This is a genomic window from Celeribacter neptunius (genome assembly GCF_900113955.1).
Classification (GTDB): Bacteria; Pseudomonadota; Alphaproteobacteria; order Rhodobacterales; family Rhodobacteraceae; genus Celeribacter; species Celeribacter neptunius.
This window is the reverse complement of the sequence record NZ_FORH01000005.1, coordinates 100,503-121,364: the sequence shown is the minus strand read 5'-3', so window position 1 is coordinate 121,364 and position 20,862 is coordinate 100,503. Positions and strand designations below refer to the sequence as shown.

At 64.2% G+C, this 20,862-nt stretch carries 19 protein-coding genes; 16 read left to right on the top strand and 3 right to left on the bottom strand.

Annotation, left to right across the window (positions count from 1 at the left end; all coding sequences use genetic code 11):
- Positions 1-77 precede the first annotated feature (77 nt).
- The 6 genes from BM151_RS13445 to BM151_RS13420 are packed head-to-tail and all read left to right on the top strand — an operon-like array spanning position 78 to position 6,163.
- The gene (locus BM151_RS13445; RefSeq protein WP_177213146.1) at positions 78-1,928 is read left to right on the top strand and encodes a TonB-dependent receptor plug domain-containing protein; all 1,851 of its coding nucleotides are present in this window, start codon (positions 78-80) and stop codon (positions 1,926-1,928) included.
- Positions 1,929-2,807: an ABC transporter substrate-binding protein gene (locus BM151_RS13440; RefSeq protein WP_090061247.1), complete on the top strand. Its 879-nt coding sequence runs from the start codon at positions 1,929-1,931 to the stop codon at positions 2,805-2,807. It begins immediately after the preceding gene.
- Positions 2,804-3,790: a FecCD family ABC transporter permease gene (locus BM151_RS13435; protein ID WP_090061246.1), complete on the top strand. Its 987-nt coding sequence runs from the start codon at positions 2,804-2,806 to the stop codon at positions 3,788-3,790. Before BM151_RS13440 ends, BM151_RS13435 begins: the two co-directional genes overlap by 4 nt.
- Positions 3,787-4,518: an ABC transporter ATP-binding protein gene (locus tag BM151_RS13430; protein ID WP_090061245.1), complete on the top strand. Its 732-nt coding sequence runs from the start codon at positions 3,787-3,789 to the stop codon at positions 4,516-4,518. The genes BM151_RS13435 and BM151_RS13430 overlap by 4 nt, the downstream gene beginning before the upstream one ends.
- 27 nt (positions 4,519-4,545) lie before the next feature.
- On the top strand, positions 4,546-5,256 hold the full coding sequence (locus BM151_RS13425) for an adenosylcobinamide amidohydrolase (RefSeq protein WP_090061244.1): 711 nt from the start codon (positions 4,546-4,548) through the stop codon (positions 5,254-5,256).
- Positions 5,249-6,163, top strand: a complete 915-nt coding sequence (locus tag BM151_RS13420; protein WP_090061243.1) for a homocysteine S-methyltransferase family protein — start codon at positions 5,249-5,251, stop codon at positions 6,161-6,163. The genes BM151_RS13425 and BM151_RS13420 overlap by 8 nt, the downstream gene beginning before the upstream one ends.
- Before the next feature lie 26 nt (positions 6,164-6,189).
- On the opposite strand, the gene BM151_RS13415 is transcribed toward BM151_RS13420, so the two are convergent.
- The gene (locus BM151_RS13415; protein ID WP_090061242.1) at positions 6,190-7,389 is read right to left on the bottom strand and encodes an ROK family transcriptional regulator; all 1,200 of its coding nucleotides are present in this window, start codon (positions 7,387-7,389) and stop codon (positions 6,190-6,192) included.
- 192 nt (positions 7,390-7,581) lie between these two features.
- On the opposite strand from BM151_RS13415, the gene BM151_RS13410 reads away from it, so the two are divergent.
- The 4 genes from BM151_RS13410 (at position 7,582) to BM151_RS13395 (ending at position 11,157) form a co-directional block, all read left to right on the top strand.
- Positions 7,582-8,595 (top strand): sugar ABC transporter substrate-binding protein, encoded by a 1,014-nt coding sequence (locus BM151_RS13410; RefSeq protein WP_090061241.1) that lies wholly within the window; start codon positions 7,582-7,584, stop codon positions 8,593-8,595.
- A gap of 110 nt (positions 8,596-8,705) precedes the next feature.
- The gene (locus tag BM151_RS13405) at positions 8,706-9,764 is read left to right on the top strand and encodes an ABC transporter permease (RefSeq protein WP_090061240.1); all 1,059 of its coding nucleotides are present in this window, start codon (positions 8,706-8,708) and stop codon (positions 9,762-9,764) included.
- Entirely contained in the window at positions 9,764-10,534 is a 771-nt protein-coding gene (locus tag BM151_RS13400; RefSeq protein WP_090061239.1) for an ATP-binding cassette domain-containing protein, read from the top strand. The genes BM151_RS13405 and BM151_RS13400 overlap by 1 nt, the downstream gene beginning before the upstream one ends.
- Positions 10,531-11,157 (top strand): nucleoside triphosphate hydrolase, encoded by a 627-nt coding sequence (locus BM151_RS13395; RefSeq protein WP_090061238.1) that lies wholly within the window; start codon positions 10,531-10,533, stop codon positions 11,155-11,157. The genes BM151_RS13400 and BM151_RS13395 overlap by 4 nt, the downstream gene beginning before the upstream one ends.
- A gap of 22 nt (positions 11,158-11,179) precedes the next feature.
- On the opposite strand, the gene BM151_RS13390 is transcribed toward BM151_RS13395, so the two are convergent.
- Together BM151_RS13390 and BM151_RS13385 are read right to left on the bottom strand one after the other, a co-directional pair.
- Positions 11,180-12,742 carry a DHA2 family efflux MFS transporter permease subunit gene (locus tag BM151_RS13390; RefSeq protein ID WP_090061237.1) on the bottom strand — a complete coding sequence of 521 codons (1,563 nt, stop codon included), beginning with the start codon at positions 12,740-12,742 and terminating at the stop codon, positions 11,180-11,182.
- The gene (locus BM151_RS13385) at positions 12,739-13,896 is read right to left on the bottom strand and encodes an HlyD family secretion protein (RefSeq protein ID WP_090061236.1); all 1,158 of its coding nucleotides are present in this window, start codon (positions 13,894-13,896) and stop codon (positions 12,739-12,741) included. Before BM151_RS13385 ends, BM151_RS13390 begins: the two co-directional genes overlap by 4 nt.
- Before the next feature lie 155 nt (positions 13,897-14,051).
- On the opposite strand from BM151_RS13385, the gene BM151_RS13380 reads away from it, so the two are divergent.
- The 6 genes from BM151_RS13380 to BM151_RS13355 all read left to right on the top strand — a co-directional run bounded on the left by BM151_RS13380 (position 14,052) and on the right by BM151_RS13355 (position 20,853).
- On the top strand, positions 14,052-14,726 hold the full coding sequence (locus tag BM151_RS13380) for a TetR/AcrR family transcriptional regulator (protein WP_090061235.1): 675 nt from the start codon (positions 14,052-14,054) through the stop codon (positions 14,724-14,726).
- 213 nt (positions 14,727-14,939) lie between these two features.
- Positions 14,940-16,925, top strand: coding sequence for a TonB-dependent receptor domain-containing protein (locus BM151_RS13375; RefSeq protein WP_090061234.1), 1,986 nt, complete (start codon positions 14,940-14,942; stop codon positions 16,923-16,925).
- 86 nt (positions 16,926-17,011) lie between these two features.
- Positions 17,012-18,061, top strand: coding sequence for a hemin-degrading factor (locus BM151_RS13370; RefSeq protein WP_090061233.1), 1,050 nt, complete (start codon positions 17,012-17,014; stop codon positions 18,059-18,061).
- Entirely contained in the window at positions 18,058-18,951 is an 894-nt protein-coding gene (locus BM151_RS13365; protein ID WP_090061232.1) for a heme/hemin ABC transporter substrate-binding protein, read from the top strand. The genes BM151_RS13370 and BM151_RS13365 overlap by 4 nt, the downstream gene beginning before the upstream one ends.
- Position 18,952: 1 nt before the next feature.
- The gene (locus tag BM151_RS13360) at positions 18,953-20,044 is read left to right on the top strand and encodes a FecCD family ABC transporter permease (RefSeq protein WP_090061231.1); all 1,092 of its coding nucleotides are present in this window, start codon (positions 18,953-18,955) and stop codon (positions 20,042-20,044) included.
- Positions 20,041-20,853 (top strand): heme ABC transporter ATP-binding protein, encoded by an 813-nt coding sequence (locus tag BM151_RS13355; RefSeq protein ID WP_090061230.1) that lies wholly within the window; start codon positions 20,041-20,043, stop codon positions 20,851-20,853. The genes BM151_RS13360 and BM151_RS13355 overlap by 4 nt, the downstream gene beginning before the upstream one ends.
- Positions 20,854-20,862 lie beyond the last annotated feature (9 nt).

Sequence of the window (20,862 nt, the reverse complement as noted above, 5' to 3'; positions counted from 1 at the left end):
GAGTTCCCTCCTCAGATGCGACCCGTCTCACGGGGGACCGGCCCGACCGCCTTCCCCGTCGCATAAGGACCAGACCCATGCGTGCTTGCAGCACCCTGACCATTTTGCGGCTCTCCACCGCCGCGCTCGCCCTTTCTCCCCTCGCCGCCACGCCGGGCCTTGCCCAGAGCTTCGAGGACACGCCGTTTCTCTTGGACGAAATCGTCGTCTCCGGCAGCCTCACCCCGGTGGCCAAGAGCAAGACCGGCGCGACTGTGGAGGTCGTCGATGAGGAGGCGCTCGAAACGCCGAGTAAACCGGTGTCGCAAATCCTCGACAGCCTGCCGGGCATCAGCCTGACCAAGAACGGCGGCGCCGGCGCCTCGACCAACCTGCATATTCGCGGCCTTGGTGCCGAATATGTCGGCGTGCGGATCAACGGCATCGACGTTTCCGATCCGTCCAAAACCCAGAGCCAGTTCGATTTCGGCGGGCTGATGGGCTTTGGCATTTCCTCGCTCGAAGTGCTCAAAGGCTCGCAATCCGCGCTCTACGGCTCCGAAGCCATGGCCGGTCTGATCGACATCCGTACCGATAGCCCTGTCACCCCGGGCTACAACACCACGGTGCAGCTCGAGGCTGGCAGCTACGGCACCTATGCCGCAGGCCTCTCCACCGTGATGGAAAGCGACACCGGCAAGGTCTCTTTCAGCCTGTCGCATCTGAGCACCGACGGCTTCTCGTCGCGTGCCAGCGACACTGAGGACGACGGGTTCGAGGAAACCACCCTCACCTTCGGAGTCGAGCAAGACCTGAGCGATAGTGTGACTTTGGGCCTTTCGGGTCTCTACACCACCTCGGACAGCGAGTACGATCTCTCCACCACGGACAGCTCCGGCGAGACCGCCCGCGATCAAAAGGGGCTGCGCGCCTTTGCCCGGGTACAGGGCGATCTGATCACCCATGAGCTTTCCGCCTCGCTTTTCGACACCGAGCGCAGCTATCCCGGCGGCTATACCGAGGACTTCTCCGGCAAACGTCGTGAGCTCGCCTATCTCGGTTCCGCCGATCTCTCCGCCGCCTCGACGCTGACCTTCGGCCTCGAATATACCGAAGAAGAATTCAACATCGACGGGCTAAGCGAGAAAGATCACAACTTTGCCGCTAAGGGGGAATGGCTTCGGTCCCTCGACGGCTTCGATACCTCCGTCGCCCTGCGCTATGACGACCATTCCGATTTCGGAGACCATCTCTCGGTGCGTGTCGCCAACGCCATTACGCTCGCACCCGACTGGACCCTTCGGACAGTGTTCGGCACCGGTTTCCGCGCGCCCTCGCTTTACGAACGCTACAGCGCTTCAGGCAATCCGGATCTGAAAGAAGAAACCAGCCGCAGCGCCGAGATCGGTCTCGAGCGCAGCTTCGGCGGCAGCGACTTTGCCAAGGCGACGCTGTTTTACACCGAAATCGACGATCGGATCGACTATGTATCCGGAGCCACCGGATGCGCCAGCCCTTGGGGCTGCTACGCTCAGGTCGACGGCACCACTGTCTCCAAGGGTCTCGAACTATCCGGTCAATATACGCTTTCCGAACGGGTCACACTCACCGGCAACTACACTTATACCGCGGCCGAAACGGCAGGTGAGCGTGCCGAGCGCATCCCGCGTCACGATCTGGTCCTCGGACTGGACGCTCTTGTCACCGATCGTCTGAGCGGTCGCTTCGAGGTGCAACATGTCGCGGACGTGCTCCCGAGCGCCTATGCGCCCGCAGACAACAAGGTCGGTGATTATACCCTCGTCAACGCCGGGTTCAGCTATGAGTTCAATGACGCGACGTCCCTGACCCTGCGGATCGACAACCTCACGGATGAGGATTACGAGACCGCCGGTGGCTACAACACCCCCGGACGTTCGGCCTATATCGGCCTCAAGGCCTCGTTCTAAATGCGCCTGAGCGCGATCATACCATTCGCCGCTGCCCTTTCCGGGGCGGCGGCTTTTGCCGGGCCGGTGCCTGAAACGACCCCGCCCCAACGTGTGGTCTCGATCAATCTCTGCACCGATCAACTGGCGATGATGCTGGCCGCCCCCGGGCAACTCCTCTCCATTACGGCGATGGCAAGCGACCCGCGTGCCTCGGTGATGGCGGAAGACGCCACCGCCTATCCGAGCAACAACGGGCTGGCCGAAGAAATTTATCTCCTGGACCCCGATCTGGTTCTGGCCGGACAGTTTACCGCGCGGGCCACCGTGTCGATGATGCGGCGCCTCGGCATCGAGGTCATCGAATTCGCCCCGGCCCGCTCTTTGAGCGATGTCTCCGCCAATATGCGCAAGATGGGCGAAGCCCTGGGACGCGAGGCACAGGGCCGGCAGATGGCCGAGGATTTTGCCCGACGCTTGTCCGACATAAATCCGACGCAAATCCGACCGCAGGATCAACCGCAGAATGAACCAGAGCCCGCCCGCCCCACAGCCGCGACCTATGCCGTCAACGGCTATAGCACCGGCGCCGAGAGCCTGTCGGGCGAGATCATCGATGCGGCCGGGTTTCACACGCTCGCCACCGAGCTTGGCCTGCCCTATGGTGGCTTCCTGCCGCTCGAGGCGCTGATCATGGCCGATCCCGATCTGGTGATTTCCGGCTCCGACTATCCCGGTCAGGCCCGGGCCGAAGAGGTGCTCTCTCATCCCGCGCTGACCGAGCTTACCGGCGGCCATATGGCGATGCAGGATCGCGACTGGATCTGTGGCCTGCCCTCGGTTCTGGGCGCGATCGAAAGGCTCAGCGACGAGCGCGCGCGCCTGGAGGTACCGCAATGACGTACAAGCTGCTGCTTTCTTTGCTCGGCCTCACGGTCGTGGCTCTGTTCACCGCCTCGCTACTGATCGGCGTGGCGGATCAGCCGGTTGGCGCCTCGCTCAGCGCGCTCTTTGGCGGTGGCGAAGGCCCGTTGCCGATGGTGATGCGCGAGATCCGTCTGCCGCGCGCCATTCTCGGGATCATGGTCGGTGTGAGCCTCGGGCTCTCCGGCGCGGCGATGCAGGGATTTCTGCGCAACCCGCTGGCCGAGCCGGGCGTGATCGGCATTTCCGCCTCCGCCGCTTTGGGGGCGGTGCTGGCCTTGCAAACCGGCTTTGCCACCACATTCGCCCTCGCCCTGCCACTCTCCGCCCTGATCGGCGCCGGGGGCTGCGTCGCGCTGATCCTGCTCCTGGCAGGGCGTGGAGGCGGCACGCTCACGCTCATTCTCGCCGGCATCGCCGTCTCGGCTCTGGCCTCGGCGCTGACCGCGCTGGTGCTGAACCTGTCGCCCAATCCTTTCGCCGCCAATGAGATCATTTTCTGGATGATGGGCTCGCTGGCGGATCGCTCCTTTACCCATGTCTGGACCGCCCTGCCGGTGATGGCCATGGGCTGGGTCCTCTTGTCGCTCACCGGGCGCGGGCTCGACCGGCTGACACTGGGCGAAGAGGCCGCCGCCTCGATGGGCACCGATGTCAAACGCCTGCGGCTGATGCTGGTGATCGGCGTCTCGGCCGCCGTGGGCGCCGCCACCGCCGTGGTCGGCGCGGTGGGCTTCGTCGGTCTCGTGGTGCCGCATCTTCTGCGCCCGCTGGTGGGCGCGCGTCCCGCCCGGTTGCTCTTTGCCTCAGCACTTGGCGGCGCAGCTCTGGTGCTCGCCGCCGATATCGCCGTGCGGCTGGTCCTGCCCGGGCGAGATCTGAAACTCGGCGTCTTGATGGCGCTCATCGGGGCACCGGTGTTTTTCCACCTGATCTGGCGGATGCGGGGGCGGACATGAGCCTTTTGTCACTCAGAGACCTCAGCGTCACACGGGGCGGCCGCAAGACGCTCGATCATGCCACGCTCGACATCGCCCCGGGCGAGTTCGTCGGCCTCATTGGTCCCAATGGTGCCGGCAAATCGACGCTTCTGCGCGCAGCGCTCGGGTTGATCGAAGCCGAAGGCGAGAGCAACCTTGCCAAGCTCACGCCCGCTGCCCGGGCCAAAGCCGCCGCCTGGCTGCCACAGGCGCGCGAGATCGCCTGGCCGATCCCGGTCGCCGATCTGGTGGCCCTGGCGCAGGACGGCGATACCGAAGCACCACAGGTCAAAGCCGCGCTCAAACGCATGGATATGGCGGGCTTCGCCACCCGCCCCGCCACCTCGCTCTCGGGCGGTGAACAGGCCCGCGTGCTGATCGCCCGGGCGCTGGCGCAGGACACGCCGCTTCTCATGGCCGACGAACCAGTGGCCGGGCTTGACCCGGCGCATCAGATCGGTTCGATGCAGACTTTCGCGGAACTCGCCGCCGAGGGGCATGGTGTCATCGCCTCGCTGCATGATCTCGGGCTGGCCGCCCGTCATTGCACCCGGCTCATCGTGATCTCGCACGGTCGCATCGTCGCCGATGGCACGCCGCGCGAAGTACTGACCGAAGAGCTTCTGGCCGAGGTCTTTGCCATTCGGTGTCACTTGACCGAGACCGCCGACGGGGTGATCGTGCAGCCTCTCGAACAGATCAGGTAACAGCTTCAACAAAGCCACGCTCTCCGCATGACCGCTCCGCTTCTCTCCGTTACACTGGCCAGACCCTGGCTCGTCGCCGAACTCGGCGCGCCGCAGCGCGTGCTGAGCTTCGCGCCCTATCGCCCGGGCTTTGTCACCACGTCCCGCATTGTCTGGCGCGAGCTCAGGAATGCCGATCTGCCACCGGATCTGTCGATCGAGGATTTCACCCGCCGCGACATGACCGAGGCCGGGTATCAGGACGCCGTGGGGCTTTTGACCTCGCGCGATATCGGCAAGTTTCAACGCACGGAAGTCGAGATCGAGGGCAGCCGTGTCGCCTGTGTCGCCACCGTGGGGCTGGGCAATGCCGAACGCATCGGCACAAGGACCGAGCGGGACTGGGGCGTCGAGCAATATGGCACGATCAATATCGGCGTGCAGATCGCCGATGGTCTGACCGAAACGGCACAAATTGAGGCGCTCACGATTGCGGCCGAAGCCCGCACTGCGGCGGTGATGGAGGCGGGGCTGCATCTCAGGGGGGCGCCGGTGACCGGCACCGGCACCGACTGTATCGCCATCGCGTCCCCCGCGGGCGACGGCGCTTATGCCGGGCTGCATACCGCTCTGGGCGAGGCCATCGGGCGTGCCGTCTATCAGGCGGTCGCGCAAGGGGCGGCGCAATGGGTGTCCGAGAACCCGATGATGATGCAGAAGATCTTTCGACCGGACCGGGAGTTGGGACAGAATGGCTGAGGTGACGATCCTTGATGGCGGGCTGGGCCGGGAATTGATCCGCTTCGGCGCGGAGCTGCGACAGCCGGAATGGTCGGCGCTGGCGCTGCTCGAACATCCCGATGCCGTGCGACAGGCGCATGAGGCATTCTTTCGCGCCGGCGCCGAGATCGCCACCACCAACAGCTATGCGGTGGTGCCGTTTCACATCGGCGAAGACCGGTTTGCCTCGGACGGGTTGCGGCTTGCCGATCTCGCCGGGCGGCTGGCGCGGGAGGCCGCAGAGAACACCGGAACCACCGGCGGCGGGCGCGTCGCCGGCTGCTTGCCCCCGGCCTGTGGCTCCTATCGACCGGACGCTTTCGACCCGAAAAAGGCGCGCGACATCCTCGCCACGCTGGTCGACGGGCTCACGCCGCATGTCGATTTCTGGCTGGCCGAGACCATGAGCAGTCTTGAGGAAGCCCGCATCACCGCCAAAGCCACGACAGGAACCGGCAAGCCACTGTGGATCTCCTACAGCCTGCGCGACGATGTGGCGGATCGCGATCCGGTGCTGCTGCGTTCGGGCGAGGCCGTGTCCGACGCGACGGCGCTGGCGGTGGAGCTCGGCGCCGAAGCGCTGTTGTTCAACTGCTCCATGCCGGAGGTGATGGAAGCGGCGGTGCTCGAGGCGCGGAACACACTGACCGAACGCAGCAGCACGATCCCGATCGGCGTCTATGCCAATGCCTTCACCGCCCGTGGCGAGGCCGGCGCCGCCAATGAGACACTGGCCGGGACACGCGATGATCTCAGCCCCGAGAGCTATCCCGATTGGACGGATCGCTGGGTGACGGCGGGCGCCACGCTGATCGGTGGCTGTTGCGGCATCGGTGCCAGTCATATCGCGGCACTGAAAGCGCATTACGCCGCGCGAAGCAGCTAAGCGCCCCCCTTGCCCCCTCACCCCCCTCAGATCGAAGACAGGCCCGCATTCCGGTTCAGCAGGAATTGCGAAAAGATCGGACCGCTCGCCGCGCCGATGGCACGGGCGTTTTCACCGACCCCGCCGGCGACGATCTTTGGCGCGATGAGGCCGCGCTTGTCCTGGGTCACGAGATAGCGTTCGACCCGTTCGACCAGTTCGGCACGCACCTCCGCCGGGAAGGCCCCGTCGATCAGGATGGCTTCGAAATCGATCACCGAACAGATCGACAGCGCCGCCTTCGCCAGTTCCTGCGCGGTCTCGCCGATCCAGGGCTCGACATAGCGCGACAGCCCGCTCCAATCCTGCGGCTGTCGCCAGAGCACCGAGGCATCGAGCCCGGCCTCGACCAGACGCCGCTCCAGAAGATGGATCGAGGCAACATCGATCAATTGCCGGCTTTCGCCCAGAGGCCCGGTGCTCGGCATCGACCCCAGCGCCCCGGCGTTGCCCTGATTGCCCTCGAACACCGTGTCGTTGAGCACCACGCCACCGCCGACGAAAGAGCCGATATAGAAATAGGCGTAATCGCCGAAGTCCCGCCGCGGACCATAGAGATGTTCGGCCCGGCAGGCGGCCGTGGCGTCATTGACCACAAAGACCGGAAGATCGGAAAACGCGGCCACCGCTTCGGGAATATCGAGGCCGCGCCAGGCATCGAACGCACCTTTCGGGGCGCCCACGAGCGCATGCCATTTCCACAGCTCGAAGGGCAGTCCAATGCCGATGCCGCAAACCCGCTCGCGCAGCTCCGGCGCGATCTTTTGCAACAGCTCCTCCATCCCCTGCTCGAGAAAGGCGAAGAGCGCATCGGGCAGCGGATAGGCATAGGCGGTATTGACCTGCGCGCGCACCGCGCCGGCAAAATCCAAAAGCAGGAGATTGGCACTGCGCCGGCCGATCTTGAGCCCGAAGGACAAAAGCCCGTCGGGGTTCAGCTCCATAGGGATCGAGGGTTTGCCGACCTTGCCGCGCATCGGTTCGCCCCGGCGCAACAACCCGTCGCTCTCGAGCTTGCGCAGGATCACCGATACGGTCTGCGGCGACAGACCGACGAGACGCGCCAGATCGCTGCCGGGCATCGCGCCGTGGCGCTGGATCATCGAAAGCAGAAGACGTTCGTTATAGTCGCGAACCCCGGTCTGGTTCACGCCGCCTGTCCCGCCTTTTCTCAAGCCTCCATCCATATGCACAGCAATACTTGCCTCCTCCGCATAAGAAAAGATGCCACGCGCCCTATTAATAAATCAAGTTTATTTATTAATTGACAGGCGGCATGGAATCGGGCCTTTCTAAGGCATCCCGATGCGGGGGAAGCGCATTGGGCGTGAGCGGGTTGGAGGACCCGGCTGACGAGTAATTACCCTTGGGAGGACCTTATGAAAAAACTTCTGACCACATCCGCTCTGGCCCTGGCCGTCACCGCCGGTGCCGCCGCGGCTGAGGACATCACCGCCTGCCTGATCACCAAAACCGACACCAACCCGTTTTTCGTGAAAATGCGCGAAGGCGCCGCGGCGAAAGCCGAGGAGCTGGGCGTGACACTGAAATCCTTTGCCGGCCGGATCGATGGCGACCATGAAACCCAGGTCGCGGCGATCGAGACCTGCATCGCCGATGGCGCCAAGGGCATCCTGCTCACCCCGTCGGACACCTCCTCGATCGTCAGCTCCGTGCAAAAGGCGCGTGACGCGGGCCTCGTGGTGATCGCGCTCGACACGCCGCTCGACCCGATCGAGGCCGCCGATGCGACCTTTGCCACCGACAATTTCCTCGCTGGCGAGTTGATCGGCCAATGGGCCGCCGCCAAGCTCGGCGATGAGGCCGCCAATGCCAAGATCGCCATGCTCGATCTGGCGGTGAGCCAGCCCACCGTCGGCGTGCTGCGCGATCAGGGCTTCCTGCAGGGCTTCGGCATCGATCTCGGCGATCCGAACAAATGGGGCGACGAGACCGACCCGCGCATCGTCGGCAATGACGTCACCGCCGGCAACGAAGAAGGCGGCCGCAAGGCGATGGAGAACCTCTTGGCCACCGATCCGATGATCAACGTGGTCTACACCATCAACGAACCCGCCGCCGCCGGGGCCTATGAGGCGCTCAAGGCTTTCGGTCGTGAAGATGACGTGCTGATCGTCTCGGTTGACGGCGGCTGCCCCGGCGTGGCCAATATCAAGGACGGCGTGATCGGCGCCACCAGCCAGCAATACCCGCTGCTGATGGCCTCGAAAGGCATCGAAGCGATCGTGGATTGGGCCAAGAACGGCACCAAACCGGCGCTGACCCCGGGCAAGGATTTCTTCGACACCGGCGTGGCGCTGGTGACCGATGAGCCGGTCGAGGGTGTCGAGAGCATCGACACCGATGAGGGCACCAACCTCTGCTGGGGGTAAGGCGCCGCCAGTTTCAATGACATCGAGGGGCGAGCGCAAGCGCGCCCCTCTCCTCTCAACTCTGGCCACCTGTCCGGCCGGCAAGTTCGAGACGGAAGCGGAGGAGCACCATGTCTCAGACACAACATTTCGAAACCAGCGCCGCGGGAAGCCCCGACAAGGTCGCCGAGTTCGACTACAAGGCCTCATTCGGCAAGCGCATTCAAAACGCCCTGCACGACACGCCCTCGCTCGTGCCGATGGTCGTTCTGTTCGTATCGATCGCGATTTTCGGGCTTTTGCTCGGGGCGAAGTTCTTTTCGCCCTTTGCGCTGACGCTGATCCTGCAACAGGTCGCCATCGTCGGCATCGTCGGCGCGGCGCAATCGCTGGTCATTCTGACCGCCGGGATCGATCTCTCGGTCGGCGCGATCATGGTGCTCAGTTCGGTGGTGATGGGGCAATTCACCTTCCGCTACGGCCTACCGGTGGAATTTTCCATTCTCTGCGGTCTCGGCGTCGGCACGCTGGTCGGTTTCGTCAATGGCTGGCTCGTCGCCTTCATCAAACTGCCCCCCTTCATCGTGACGCTCGGCATGTGGCAGATCGCGCTTGCGATCAATTTCCTCTATTCCGCCAACGAGACCATCCGCAGCCAGGAGATCGACGAGGTGGCGCCGCTGCTGCATTTCTTCGGCGAGACGGTCAAAATCGGCGGTGCGGTCTTTACCTTCGGCGCGATTTTCATGGTGCTGCTGGTGTTGCTGCTGGCCTATGTGCTCCGTCAGACCGCCTGGGGCCGCCATGTCTATGCCGTGGGCGATGACCCGGAAGCCGCAGAGCTGTCGGGCGTCAATGTCAAACGCATGCTGATCTCGGTCTATATGCTCTCGGGGCTGATCTGCGGCTTTGCCGGCTGGGCGATGATCGGTCGCATCGGCTCCGTCTCGCCGACCTCGGGCCAGCTCTCCAACATCGAAAGCATCACCGCCGTGGTGATCGGCGGCATCTCGCTCTTTGGCGGGCGCGGCTCGATCATGGGCATGCTGTTTGGCGCGCTGATCGTCGGTGTCTTCACCCTCGGACTGCGGCTCTTGGGTGCGGATGCGCAATGGACCTACCTGCTGATCGGCGTGCTGATCATCGGCGCGGTCGCGGTGGACCAATGGATCAGAAAGGTATCGGGCTGATGGAACCTATTCTCAAAGGACGCAATCTGGTCAAACGCTTCGGCCGTGTGACCGCGCTGGACAATTGCGATTTCGACCTGATGCCGGGTGAGATCCTCGCCGTCATCGGTGACAATGGCGCCGGCAAATCCACCCTGATCAAGGCCGTCTCCGGGGCATTGATCCCCGACGAGGGCGAGATTTTCCTCGAGGGCGAACAGGTGAAGTTCCAATCGCCGATCGACGCCCGCGAAGAAGGCATCGAAACGGTCTATCAGACCCTCGCCATGTCGCCCGCGCTGTCGATCGCCGACAATATGTTCATGGGGCGCGAGATCCGCAAACCGGGCTGGCGCGGCAAATATCTTCGTCAGCTCGACCGCAAGGCGATGGAGACCATGTCGCGTGACAAGCTCAACGAATTGGGGCTGATGACGATCCAGAACATCAACCAGGCGGTGGAGACGCTTTCGGGCGGCCAGCGCCAGGGCGTCGCCGTGGCCCGTGCCGCTGCCTTCGGTTCCAAGGTGATCATCCTGGATGAGCCGACCGCGGCACTTGGCGTCAAGGAAAGCCGCAAGGTGCTCGAACTGATCCTCGACGTGAAATCGCGGGGCATTCCGATCATCCTGATCAGCCACAACATGCCGCATGTCTTCGAGGTCGCCGACCGCATCCATGTGCACCGTCTCGGCAAAAGGCTTTGCGTGATCGATCCGAAGGATTACACCATGTCGGACGCCGTGGCCTTCATGACCGGGGCAAAGGAACCACCGGCAGAGGCGGCATGAGACACGATAGTTTGCACGACGGTTTGATCGAGCAGATCAGCGCCGCTCCGAAAACGGGGCGGCGCAAACTCATCGCCCTGGCCGGCGCCCCGGCGAGCGGCAAATCCACATTGGCGGAAGATCTAGCCCAAGCGCTCCGCAGCCGTGGCGAGCGTTGCGAGGTGGTGCCGATGGACGGGTTCCATCTCGACAATCGCGTGCTCACCGCGAAGGGCCTCTTGCCCCGAAAAGGCGCACCGGAAACCTTCGATGTCGGCGGATTTCTCGCCCTCGTACCGCGGCTCCGTCACGAGGCGGAAATCTACATCCCGATCTTCGAGCGCGCCCGCGATATTGCCATCGCCGGGGCGGTCCTGATCGACGAGAGCTGTGATACGCTGATCCTCGAGGGCAATTATCTCCTGTTCGACCAACCACGGTGGCGCGATCTGGCGCCGCTCTGGGACCTGTCGATCCGGCTCGACGTACCGGAGGAGACACTGCGCGACAGGCTGATCCAGCGCTGGCTCGATCACGGTCTCACGCCCGAGGATGCGAAGACACGCGCCGAGGGCAATGACCTTCGAAACGCGCAGGCGATCGCCGCGCATCCCCTGCCCGCCGATGTGACCCTCCGTTCCTGACACCTTGCCCGCACGCCGCGGGTCAGTGCCCCGCCCCGCCTGCCCCGGCCCGCGGCGGACGCATGGCGAGCGCCAGGACGGCCAGCCCGGCAAACAGCGCGGTGATCAGGGTGAACACATCGATGAAGGACATCACGGTGGCCTGTTGCGCCACCCGACCGGCCAGCTGGGCCAGCGCCCCGGTCTTGCCATCGACCCCTTGCGCCTGAAGGTTCGCGGCCATCATGTCGAGCTGGCGCAGCGCTTCCGGATTGGACCATGTGAGCGCCTCGTTGAGCCGCGCCGTATGGAGTGCGCTGCGATCCGTGAGCTGCGTGTTGATCATCGCGAGTCCCACCGCCCCGCCAAGGTTGCGCATCAGGTTATACAGGCCAGAGGCGCTTTTCATCTTCTCGGGCGGCAGCGTGCCCAGCGCGAGATTGTTGATCGGCACCATGCAGATCATCAGCGACAGACCGCGCAGGATCTGCGGCACCAGAAGTTCCTGGAAATCCCACTCCGCCGTCATGCCTGTGAGCATCCAGGACGAGGTGCCGAAACCGAAGAACCCGATCAGGAGCATCAGCCGCAAATCGATCTTCGAGGACAGGACCCCGGCCAGCGGTGCCGCGACAAACATCGCAAGCCCGGAGACGAACACCGTCTCGCCGATCATCAGACTGTCGTAGCCCCGGATGGCGGAGAGATAGAGCGGGTAGAGATAGGTCATGCCATAGAGCCCTATCCCCATGACGAAGCTGAAGATCGATCCGACCGCGAAATTCACATTGCTGAAGGCCGAAAAATCGACCACCGGATTGCTGCGCGAGAAGGCGCGCCAGAAGGTGACGATCCCGCCCACGACCATCACCACGAACATCACCGCGACGATCTCGTCGGCGAACCAGTCATTGCCCGGCCCCTCCTCGAGCACATATTCCATCGCGCCGAGGAAACAGGCCAGCGCACCAAGCCCGATCCAGTCGAACCGGTCGAAGAGCTTCCAGTCCGGCTTGTCGAAATCGACCAGCGCCAGAACGCCGATGGTCACCGCGATCCCTGCGGGCACATTGACCAGGAACAGCCAATGCCAGCTCATCGCATGGCTGAGATAGCCGCCGACGGTCGGCCCGACGGTGGGCGCCAGCGTGGCGATGAGACCGATGATCGGCGAGACGATATTGCGCTTCGAGGCCGGAAAGATGGTGAAGGCCGCGGCAAAGACCGAAGGGATCATGCCGCCGCCGAGAAAGCCCTGTACCGCGCGCCACAGGATCATCTCATTGATCGAGCTGGAGGTGGCGCAAAGAAAGGAGGCGATGGTGAACCCCGCGGCCGAGGCGGCAAAGAGATACCGCGTCGACATCATCCGCCCCAACAGGCCGGAAAGCGGGATCATGATCACCTCGGCGATCAGGTAAGAGGTCTGGACCCAGCTGATTTCATCCGCCGACGCCCCCAGCCCGGCCTGAATCTCCGCCAGCGAGGCCGAGACGATCTGAATGTCCAGAATCGCCATGAACATGCCGAAGACCATGACCATGAAGGCCGCGACCCGACGCGGGGTCAGCTCCGGCTCCTGCGATGCGGGCGCAGGCGTGCTCATTTCAGCGCCTGTGCCACCGCCGTGCCGGCCGGTGCCGTGCGCTGATCGATCTCGACCACCACCGAAAGCCCTGCGCGCAGGCCCGGGGTATCCGCCGGCAATTCGATCCGCACCGGAACGCGCTGCACGATCTTGGTGAAATTGCCCGTGGCATTGTCCGCCGGCAAGAGCGAGAAGACAGACCCGGTGGCCGGCGAGACCGAGACGACACGGCCCTCGACTTCATGGCCATCGAGCGCGTCGATGCTCACCATCGCGATCTCGCCCGGGGTGATCCCGGCCAATTGGGTTTCCTTGAAATTCGCTTCGACATAGAGGCCGCGATCGGGCACCACGGCCGCTAAACGGGCCCCGACGCTCACCAGCTCGCCGGATTCGATGGCGATATTGGCGACCGTGCCGTCGAACGGTGCGCGCAGCACCGTGTGATCGAGATCGAGCTGCGCCTGATCGATATCGAGCTGCAGCGCCTGACGGCTGGTTTCGGTCTCGGCCCGCTGGGCTTTCAGCACCTCGACCTGGGCCTGAGCGCCGGCGATTGCGGCACGCGCGGCGGCCTGATTGGCCTCGGCGGTGTCCAGCGCCTTGTTGGCGTCATCGAGCGCGGCTTGTGAGGTGACCTTGCGATCCGCCAGCCCCTGTACCCGCGCCTGCGTCGTCCTGGCGGTGCGCAGCGCGGCTTCGGCGGCGACCTGTTGCGCCTGAGCCTGGGTCACGCCGGCCTCGGCAGCGATGATTTCCGCATCGATCCGCGCCAGGGTGCGCGCGAGCGTCGGCAGTTTCGCCTGTGCCTGTTGCAGCGCGATCCGATAATCCCCATCCTCGAGCCGCACCAGCACATCGCCCTTGAGCACATGCTGGTTCGCCTCGACCGGGATCTCCGCCACATAGCCCTGCAGTTTCGAGGAAACGAGCGACAGATCGGCCTGCACATAGGCATCATCGGTCTCGACCATGAACCGGCCGTTGGTCCACCACTCATAACCGGCAGAGCCACCCGCCAGAAGCGCCAGCAGCGCGATACCGCCGAAAATACGTTTCTTGCGGCCGGCAGGTTTCGGCGCCTCGGCCGCGGGCGCTGTGGTCGCCTCCGGCGTTTCAGCCGGTTCGGAAGAGGGGGTGTCGGTGGCGTCGATGCGATCGTGGCGAGTCATGGGCAACCTTTCGGACAGCGGCGTAAATTTTCGGATAACTGCAGAGAACAGCGAGGTAGAAACGGATCGAACCACCTGGTTCGACACCAGATAGGCGGAGCCCTGAATAAAATCAAGACTTCATCGAACCGCTTGGTTCGATTATAGATGCACATATGACCATTCAGACTCACACAGAGCTGGCCGAAACACAGGCCGAAACACAGGCGCAAAAACGCCGTCACGCGGCCGGCCAGGACCCGGAAAAACGCGGTCAGATCCTCAACGGCGCCTGGAAGGCTTTCGTCGATCAGGGATTTGATGCGGCCACGATGAACAGCATCTGCAAGACTGCAGGGGTCTCGAAAGGCACGCTCTATGTCTATTTCGAGAACAAGGAAGACCTGTTCGTCGCGCTGGTCGAGGAAAAGCGCAAAACCTTCTTCAACGGCATTTCCGAACAACTCGCCAGCGCCGGCACGCTCGAAGAGCGGCTTCTGGCCTATGCCAACGGGCTGGCGACCCAGCTCACCTCCGAGGACGTGATCCATGCCCAGCGCATCGTGATCAGCGTCGTCGAACGCATGCCGGATCTGGGCAAGCGGTTCTACGACACCGGCGCCCGGCATTTCCTCGGCTGCCTGCAGGAGTTTCTGCGCGGCGAGATCGAGGCCGGCAATCTCGTGATTGAAGATCTCGAACTGGCGGCGACGCAATTCGTCGAACTGTCCACCGCCGGGATCTGGCGCGCCCGCATGTTCGGTCGCCGTCACGACGTACCGGCGGCCCAGGAGACCACGGCAATCGCCCGAGAGGCCGTTCGCATGTTCATGACCCGCTACGGGGCCTGACCACCGCGTCCTGGCCATGTTCCGGCCACGTCCTGGCGGAGCCCCGGCCAGATCCGCACGGGATCTCTGGCCCCTCGACAACACAGCGACCAAAACCAGCCGTCAAAAATACTTTACAAAAATAATCATCTAATATATCGACTCGTTGCAAAGCAGCGAGCGCCCCTCTGGTAGCCAGCGAAAATCATCGCACAGCTTCTCCTTGGGGATCTTATGAACACGCGCACTCAGCTTCTGGCGGGGGCGGCCTTCGTGGCCGTTCTGCCGACATCTCTTCTCGCACAAGACCTGCTTTTGGGCACCATCGAACTGGGCGAAAGCCTGCGGGGGCTTCAGACCGACACCGCCACCTCCGAAACCATTCTGAGCCAGGATGAGCTCGACGCCCGCCAGGCCGCCACATTTGCCGAATTGATGGACACGATCCCCGGGGTCACCGTCTCCAACGGCGCCACGCCGCAGGGCTCGACGCTCAATATCCGCGGTCTCGGCTCGGATGCCGGCACCTACGGTTCGAACACCAAGGTGTCGGTCGTGGTCGATGGCGTCGCCAAGGGCCAGGAAGAACTCTACCGCCAGGGTGGCACCCTGACCATGGAGCCGGAGCTGTTCAAAGAGGTGAAAGTGATCCGGGGTCCGGGCGAAAGCTTTCGCTTCTCCTCCGGCGCCATCGGCGGCACGGTCGAAGCCGTGACCAAGGATGCGGCGGATTTTCTCGAAGACGGCGACACATTCGCGCTGCGTCAAAAACTGTCCTACCAGAACAATGGCGAAAGCGGCGCGAGTTCGACCATTCTCGCCTGGGCGCCGGATGACCGGCTCGATGTCATTGCCTTCTACGGCTATCGCGACGCCGGGGAGTATGAGACCGGCGACGGCGTCACCGAGGCCGATACCGGGTACAAGCTCTCCTCGGCCATGCTGAAGGCGAGCTATCAGGCCACGTCCGATTTGAAATTCACCGCCTCCGTCTCGCAGACCAAGGATCAGCTCCGGGATGTCAGCTATGATTTCTTCGGCTCCCTGTTCGATGTCCGTGTGGATGCGGATGTCGAGGACACCACCGCCTATCTGGCGATGCAGTATGCGCCGCTCGGCAATGATCTGATCAACAGCACGGTGAAGCTGGTCTATTCGGACGAGCTGATTTCGAACCTCTCCGGCACCACCTCTTCGACCATTTACAACGCCGACAACCGCACCGAGCGTCTGGCGCTGATCGCCGAGAACGAGGCCTATTTCACCACGGGCGCGGTGGATCACACCCTGCTGACCGGGATCGAGATCGGCCGGCGCGAACGCAGCTCGATCTCCGACACCGGCGAGAATGCCGGCTCCACCCCGGGCGGCACCGATGACTATATCGCCGCCTATGTCACCGATGAGATGCGCTTCGGCGCGCTCACCCTGACGCCACAGCTGCGCTATGAAAGCCAGACCATCACCGGCGAGAACAACGGGCTTGCGACCGATGGCACCGATTACAAGGCCGACGACTGGGCCGGGGCGCTGGCAGCGCGGTATGAGATCACGCCCGAGTTCGCCATCTTCGGCACCATGGCCTATAATACCAACCTGCCGATCATCGATGACCTGACCAACGCGACCAAGATCGAGACCACGGAAAAGGCCGTGACGCTCGAGGCGGGCCTGTCCTTTGACCGGATGGATGCCTTTGCCGCCGAAGACCGGTTGCAGGCCAAGCTCACCGCGTTCAACACCCGGGTCTGGAACAACACCACCTATACGAATTACAATTCGGGTGCGGACCAGCATATCGAGCTCGACGGGGTCGAAGTCGAACTGTCCTATGCACATTCGGCCTTCTACGCCGATTTCAACGCCGCGCGCATTCGCGGCAACTGGGGCGACGGCAGCTGGTTCAACAATGCCCCCGCGGATTCGGCGCGGCTGAGCCTGGGCAAACGCTTCCTGCAGGATCAGCTCGATCTCTCGATCGAAGCCCGCCACGACTGGTCGACCGACCGCAACGTGCAATTCGACAGCAGCAGCAGCAAGTCCGACAGCTTCACCGTCTACACGCTCTCGGCCGCCTATACGCCGGACAGCGGCGTGCTCAAGGGCACGGAGTTCCGCGCCTCGGTCGAGAATGTCTTTGACGAGACCTACCAGCCCTACCTGTCCTCGCGCACCGCGCCGGGGCGGAGCCTCACCCTTTCTCTTGCCAAGGTCTTTTGACCTCTGGCCGGCGGTCTGCGGGGTCTTCCTTCGTGCCTCGCAGACCCTCTGCCTTCAACACACAGCTTCATTTCAAAGGAAACGCCATGAACAAGCCCCTCTCCGCCGCCGAGATCCGCGCCGCCAAATCCGCCAACACCGACAAGCGCGACCGCGATCTTGCCGCCGCGCTCGGGATCTCCGAAGCCGAGCTGATCGCCGCCCATATCGGCGGCACCGACGGCATGAAGGTCACCCGTATCGCCTATCACCCGGATGAGGTCATGCCCCGGCTCACGTCTCTGGGCGAGGTGATGTCGCTCACCCGCAACGCCTCTTGCGTGCATGAGCGCGTCGGCACGTTCGAAGAATATAAATCCGGTCAGCACGCCTCGATGGTGCTGGGCAAGGAAATCGACACGCGGATCTTCCCGAAACACTGGGCCTTCGGTTTCGCCATCGAAAACGAGACCGCGAAAGGCCTGCGCCGGACCCTGCAATTCTTCGATCAGGCCGGCGATGCGCTGCAAAAGATCTTCCTGCGCGAAACCTCGAACCATGAGGCCTGGAAACCGCTGGTGGAGGTTCTGACCCTCGAGGATCAGAGCCCGGAGCTCGCGGTCGAAGAGCGCCAGCCCACCGAGGGTGCCAAGATCAACGCGGACAAGCGCGAGATCCTCATCGACGAGTGGCAGAAGATGACCGACACACATCAGTTCAATCGACTGGCCGCCAAGCTCGGCATGAACCGATTGGGCGCCTATCGCCTTGCCGGGGCGCCCTTCGTGCGCCGGATCGATCCGGCCGCGGTTGAGACATTTCTCAACGTGACCTCCGAGGCAGGCCAGAAAGTCGTCCTTTTCGTCGGCAATCGCGGCAACATCCAGATCCACTGGGGCACGCTCGACAATATCAAACCCATGGGGCCGTGGCTCAATGTGCTGGACCCGCGTTTCAACCTGCATCTGCGCGGCGATCATCTGGCCGAGGTCTATGTCGTCGAGAAACCGACGAAACGCGGCCCGGCGATCTCGCTCGAGGCTTTCGATGCCGAAGGCGGGCTGATCTTCCAATGTTTCGGCCAACGTAAGAGCGAAGCCGACGATCTGGCGCAATGGCATGGCATTCTCGCCGATCTGCCGGAGCTTGTGCAATGACGCGTCATCTGTTCAGAAACGCGCTCGCAGGTGCGGCGATGCTCCTGCCGCTCTCGGCCCAGGCCGGGAGCTCCGCCCAAGCGACGACGACGGCGACAATGACGGCCACGGCCATCGTCTCTGTCGGCGGGCCGGTGACGGAAACCATTTTCGCTCTGGGCGAAGGCGATCGCGTGGTCGCCCGCGATTCCACCTCGCTCTTCCCGCCCGAGGTCACCGCCCTGCCCGATATCGGCTATATGCGTCAGCTCTCTGCCGAAGCGGTGCTCTCGACCGGTCCGGATCTGATCGTCACCCGCGACACCGCCGGCCCGCCCGAAGTGCTCGACCAGCTGCGCGCCGCCGCCGTACCCATGGTCGAGACCCACGACGGGTTCAACGCCGAAGCCGTGCTCGACAGCGTCCACAAGATCGGCGCGGCCCTGGGCGTTCCGGAGAAATCCGACGCCTTGGCCGTCGGAATCGAGGCCGATTTCAAGACCCTTGCCGAACAGGTCCGCACCGGCACCGCGCCGCGCGTCATGTTCATCCTGTCCAATCAGGGCGGGCGATTGAATGTCGCGGGTCGCGGCACCGGCGCCCATGGCATTCTCGAACTGGCCGGGGCCGAAAACGTCTTTGCCAGCGACTACCAAGGCTACAAGATCGCCTCGGATGAGGCGATCATCGCCGCGGCACCCGATATCATCCTGATGATGGAACCGACCGGCGAGGAGGAACACGACGCGCGGCGCGCCGACACGCTCGCCCTGCCCGCCATTGCACAGACACCGGCCGGCGAAAACGGCGCCTTCGTACTCGTGCCGCCCGCCGCCCTCGGTTTTGGTCCGCGCACGGCCAAGCTCGCGCTGGCTCTGCGCGCCGATCTTCTGACCGCGCTCGGGGACTGACATGGTCGAGCTGACACAGGAGCGGTCGCACTCGGTGCAGATCGGCGCCGGCGACCGCCGCGCCAAGGCGGCACGCCTGCGTGTCGTGCTGATCGTGGCGCTCATCCTTGCAATGCTGCTGGGGCTCGGTTGGGGCGCGGCGGGCGACACGGATGTGCCGCGCGCTCTGGCCGCCGGGCTGGGGCTGAGCGAGGCCTCGCTGCGCGACATGACCATCGTCTGGGATATCCGCATGCCGCGGGTTCTGACGGCCACGCTCGTCGGTGCTGCGCTGGCCGTTTCCGGCGCGGTGATGCAGGGGCTGTTTCGCAACCCGCTGGCCGATCCCGGTCTCGTCGGCGTCTCCGCCGGAGCGGGGTTCGGCGCGGTGGCGGCGATCGTGCTGGGGGGCTTGCTGCCCGCCGCATTGGCCGCCCTTGCCGGCCCCTATCTGGTGCCGTTTGCGGCCTTTCTCGGCGGCTGGGCTTCGACGCTCATTCTCTATCGCATCGCCACCCGTGGAGGTCAGACCTCGGTCGCGACCATGCTGCTGGCCGGGATTGCCCTGGGCGCGCTCACCGGCGCGCTCACCGGCTTCATCGTCTACAAGGCCGATGACAACCAGCTCCGCGATCTGACCTTCTGGGGCATGGGCTCGGTCGCCGGCGCCACATGGGCCAAGATCATGGTCGCCGGGCCGATCATCCTCGCCGCGCTTCTGTGCGCGCCGTTCCTGGCCCGCAGTCTCGACGCGCTGGCGCTTGGCGAACCGGTGGCCCGCCACATGGGGATCGACACCCAACGGATGAAGCGGATCGCCATTGTCGCGGTCGCCGCCTCGGTCGGCGCCTCGGTGGCGATCACCGGCGGCATCGGTTTCGTCGGCATCGTCGTGCCGCATCTGCTGCGGCTCCTACAAGGGCCGGAACACCGCAATCTCTTGCCCAATGCCGCGCTCCTGGGGGCGGTGGTGCTGTTGCTCGCCGATATGGTCTCGCGCATCGCCGTGGCCCCGGCAGAGCTGCCCATCGGCATCGTCACCGCCTGTCTCGGTGGTCCGTTCTTCTTGTGGATCCTGTTGAAAAACCGCGCGCTTCTGGAGGGGGACCGATGATCCACTGCCATGACATTTCGGTGCGGCTCGGGGGGCGCAAGGTGCTCGACCGGGTCAGTTTTTCCGCCCGCGCCGGGGCGCTCACCGCCATCGTCGGCCCCAATGGCTCCGGCAAGACCACGCTGCTGCGCACGCTCACCGGCGAACAGCACTATGCTGGCGAGATCCTTTTCGACGGGTCTCATCTGAAACGCTTCTCTCCGCTCGATCTCGCCGAGCGCCGGGCGGTGTTGCCGCAATCCGGATCTCTGGCCTTTCCCTTCACCGTGCTCGAACTGGTGCGTCTGGGTCTGAGTGCCGGGGTGGCCACCGGGCGCGCCGACACTACCGCCCTGCCGTCTCAGGCACTGGCGCGCGTTGGGCTGGCGGGTTACGAGGGCCGGCTGGTCCAGGAGCTTTCGGGTGGCGAGCGTCAGAGGGCGCAATTGGCCCGGGTGCTGGTGCAGATCTGGGAGCCGATCCTGGACGGACATCCGCGCTGGCTGTTTCTCGATGAACCGGTCTCGGCGCTCGATATCGGCCATCAGTTGCAGATCATGCAGCTGGCGCGCGACTATGCCGAGGCCGGCGGCGGCGTCATCGCGGTGATGCATGATCTCAACCTGACCTCGATGTTCGCCGATCACGTCACCCTTCTGGGCGAAGGCCGGGTCCGCGCCTCGGGCACGCCGGAGGAGGTGCTGACCGATCACGCGCTCTCGAGTTGCTATGGCTGTCCGTTGCGCACCAATACGCCGCCCGCCTCGGGCCGTCCCTGGATCCTGCCGCAGGCCAGCACCTTGACCAGCCCCCCCGTCGGGGCCTCGTGAACGGCCATG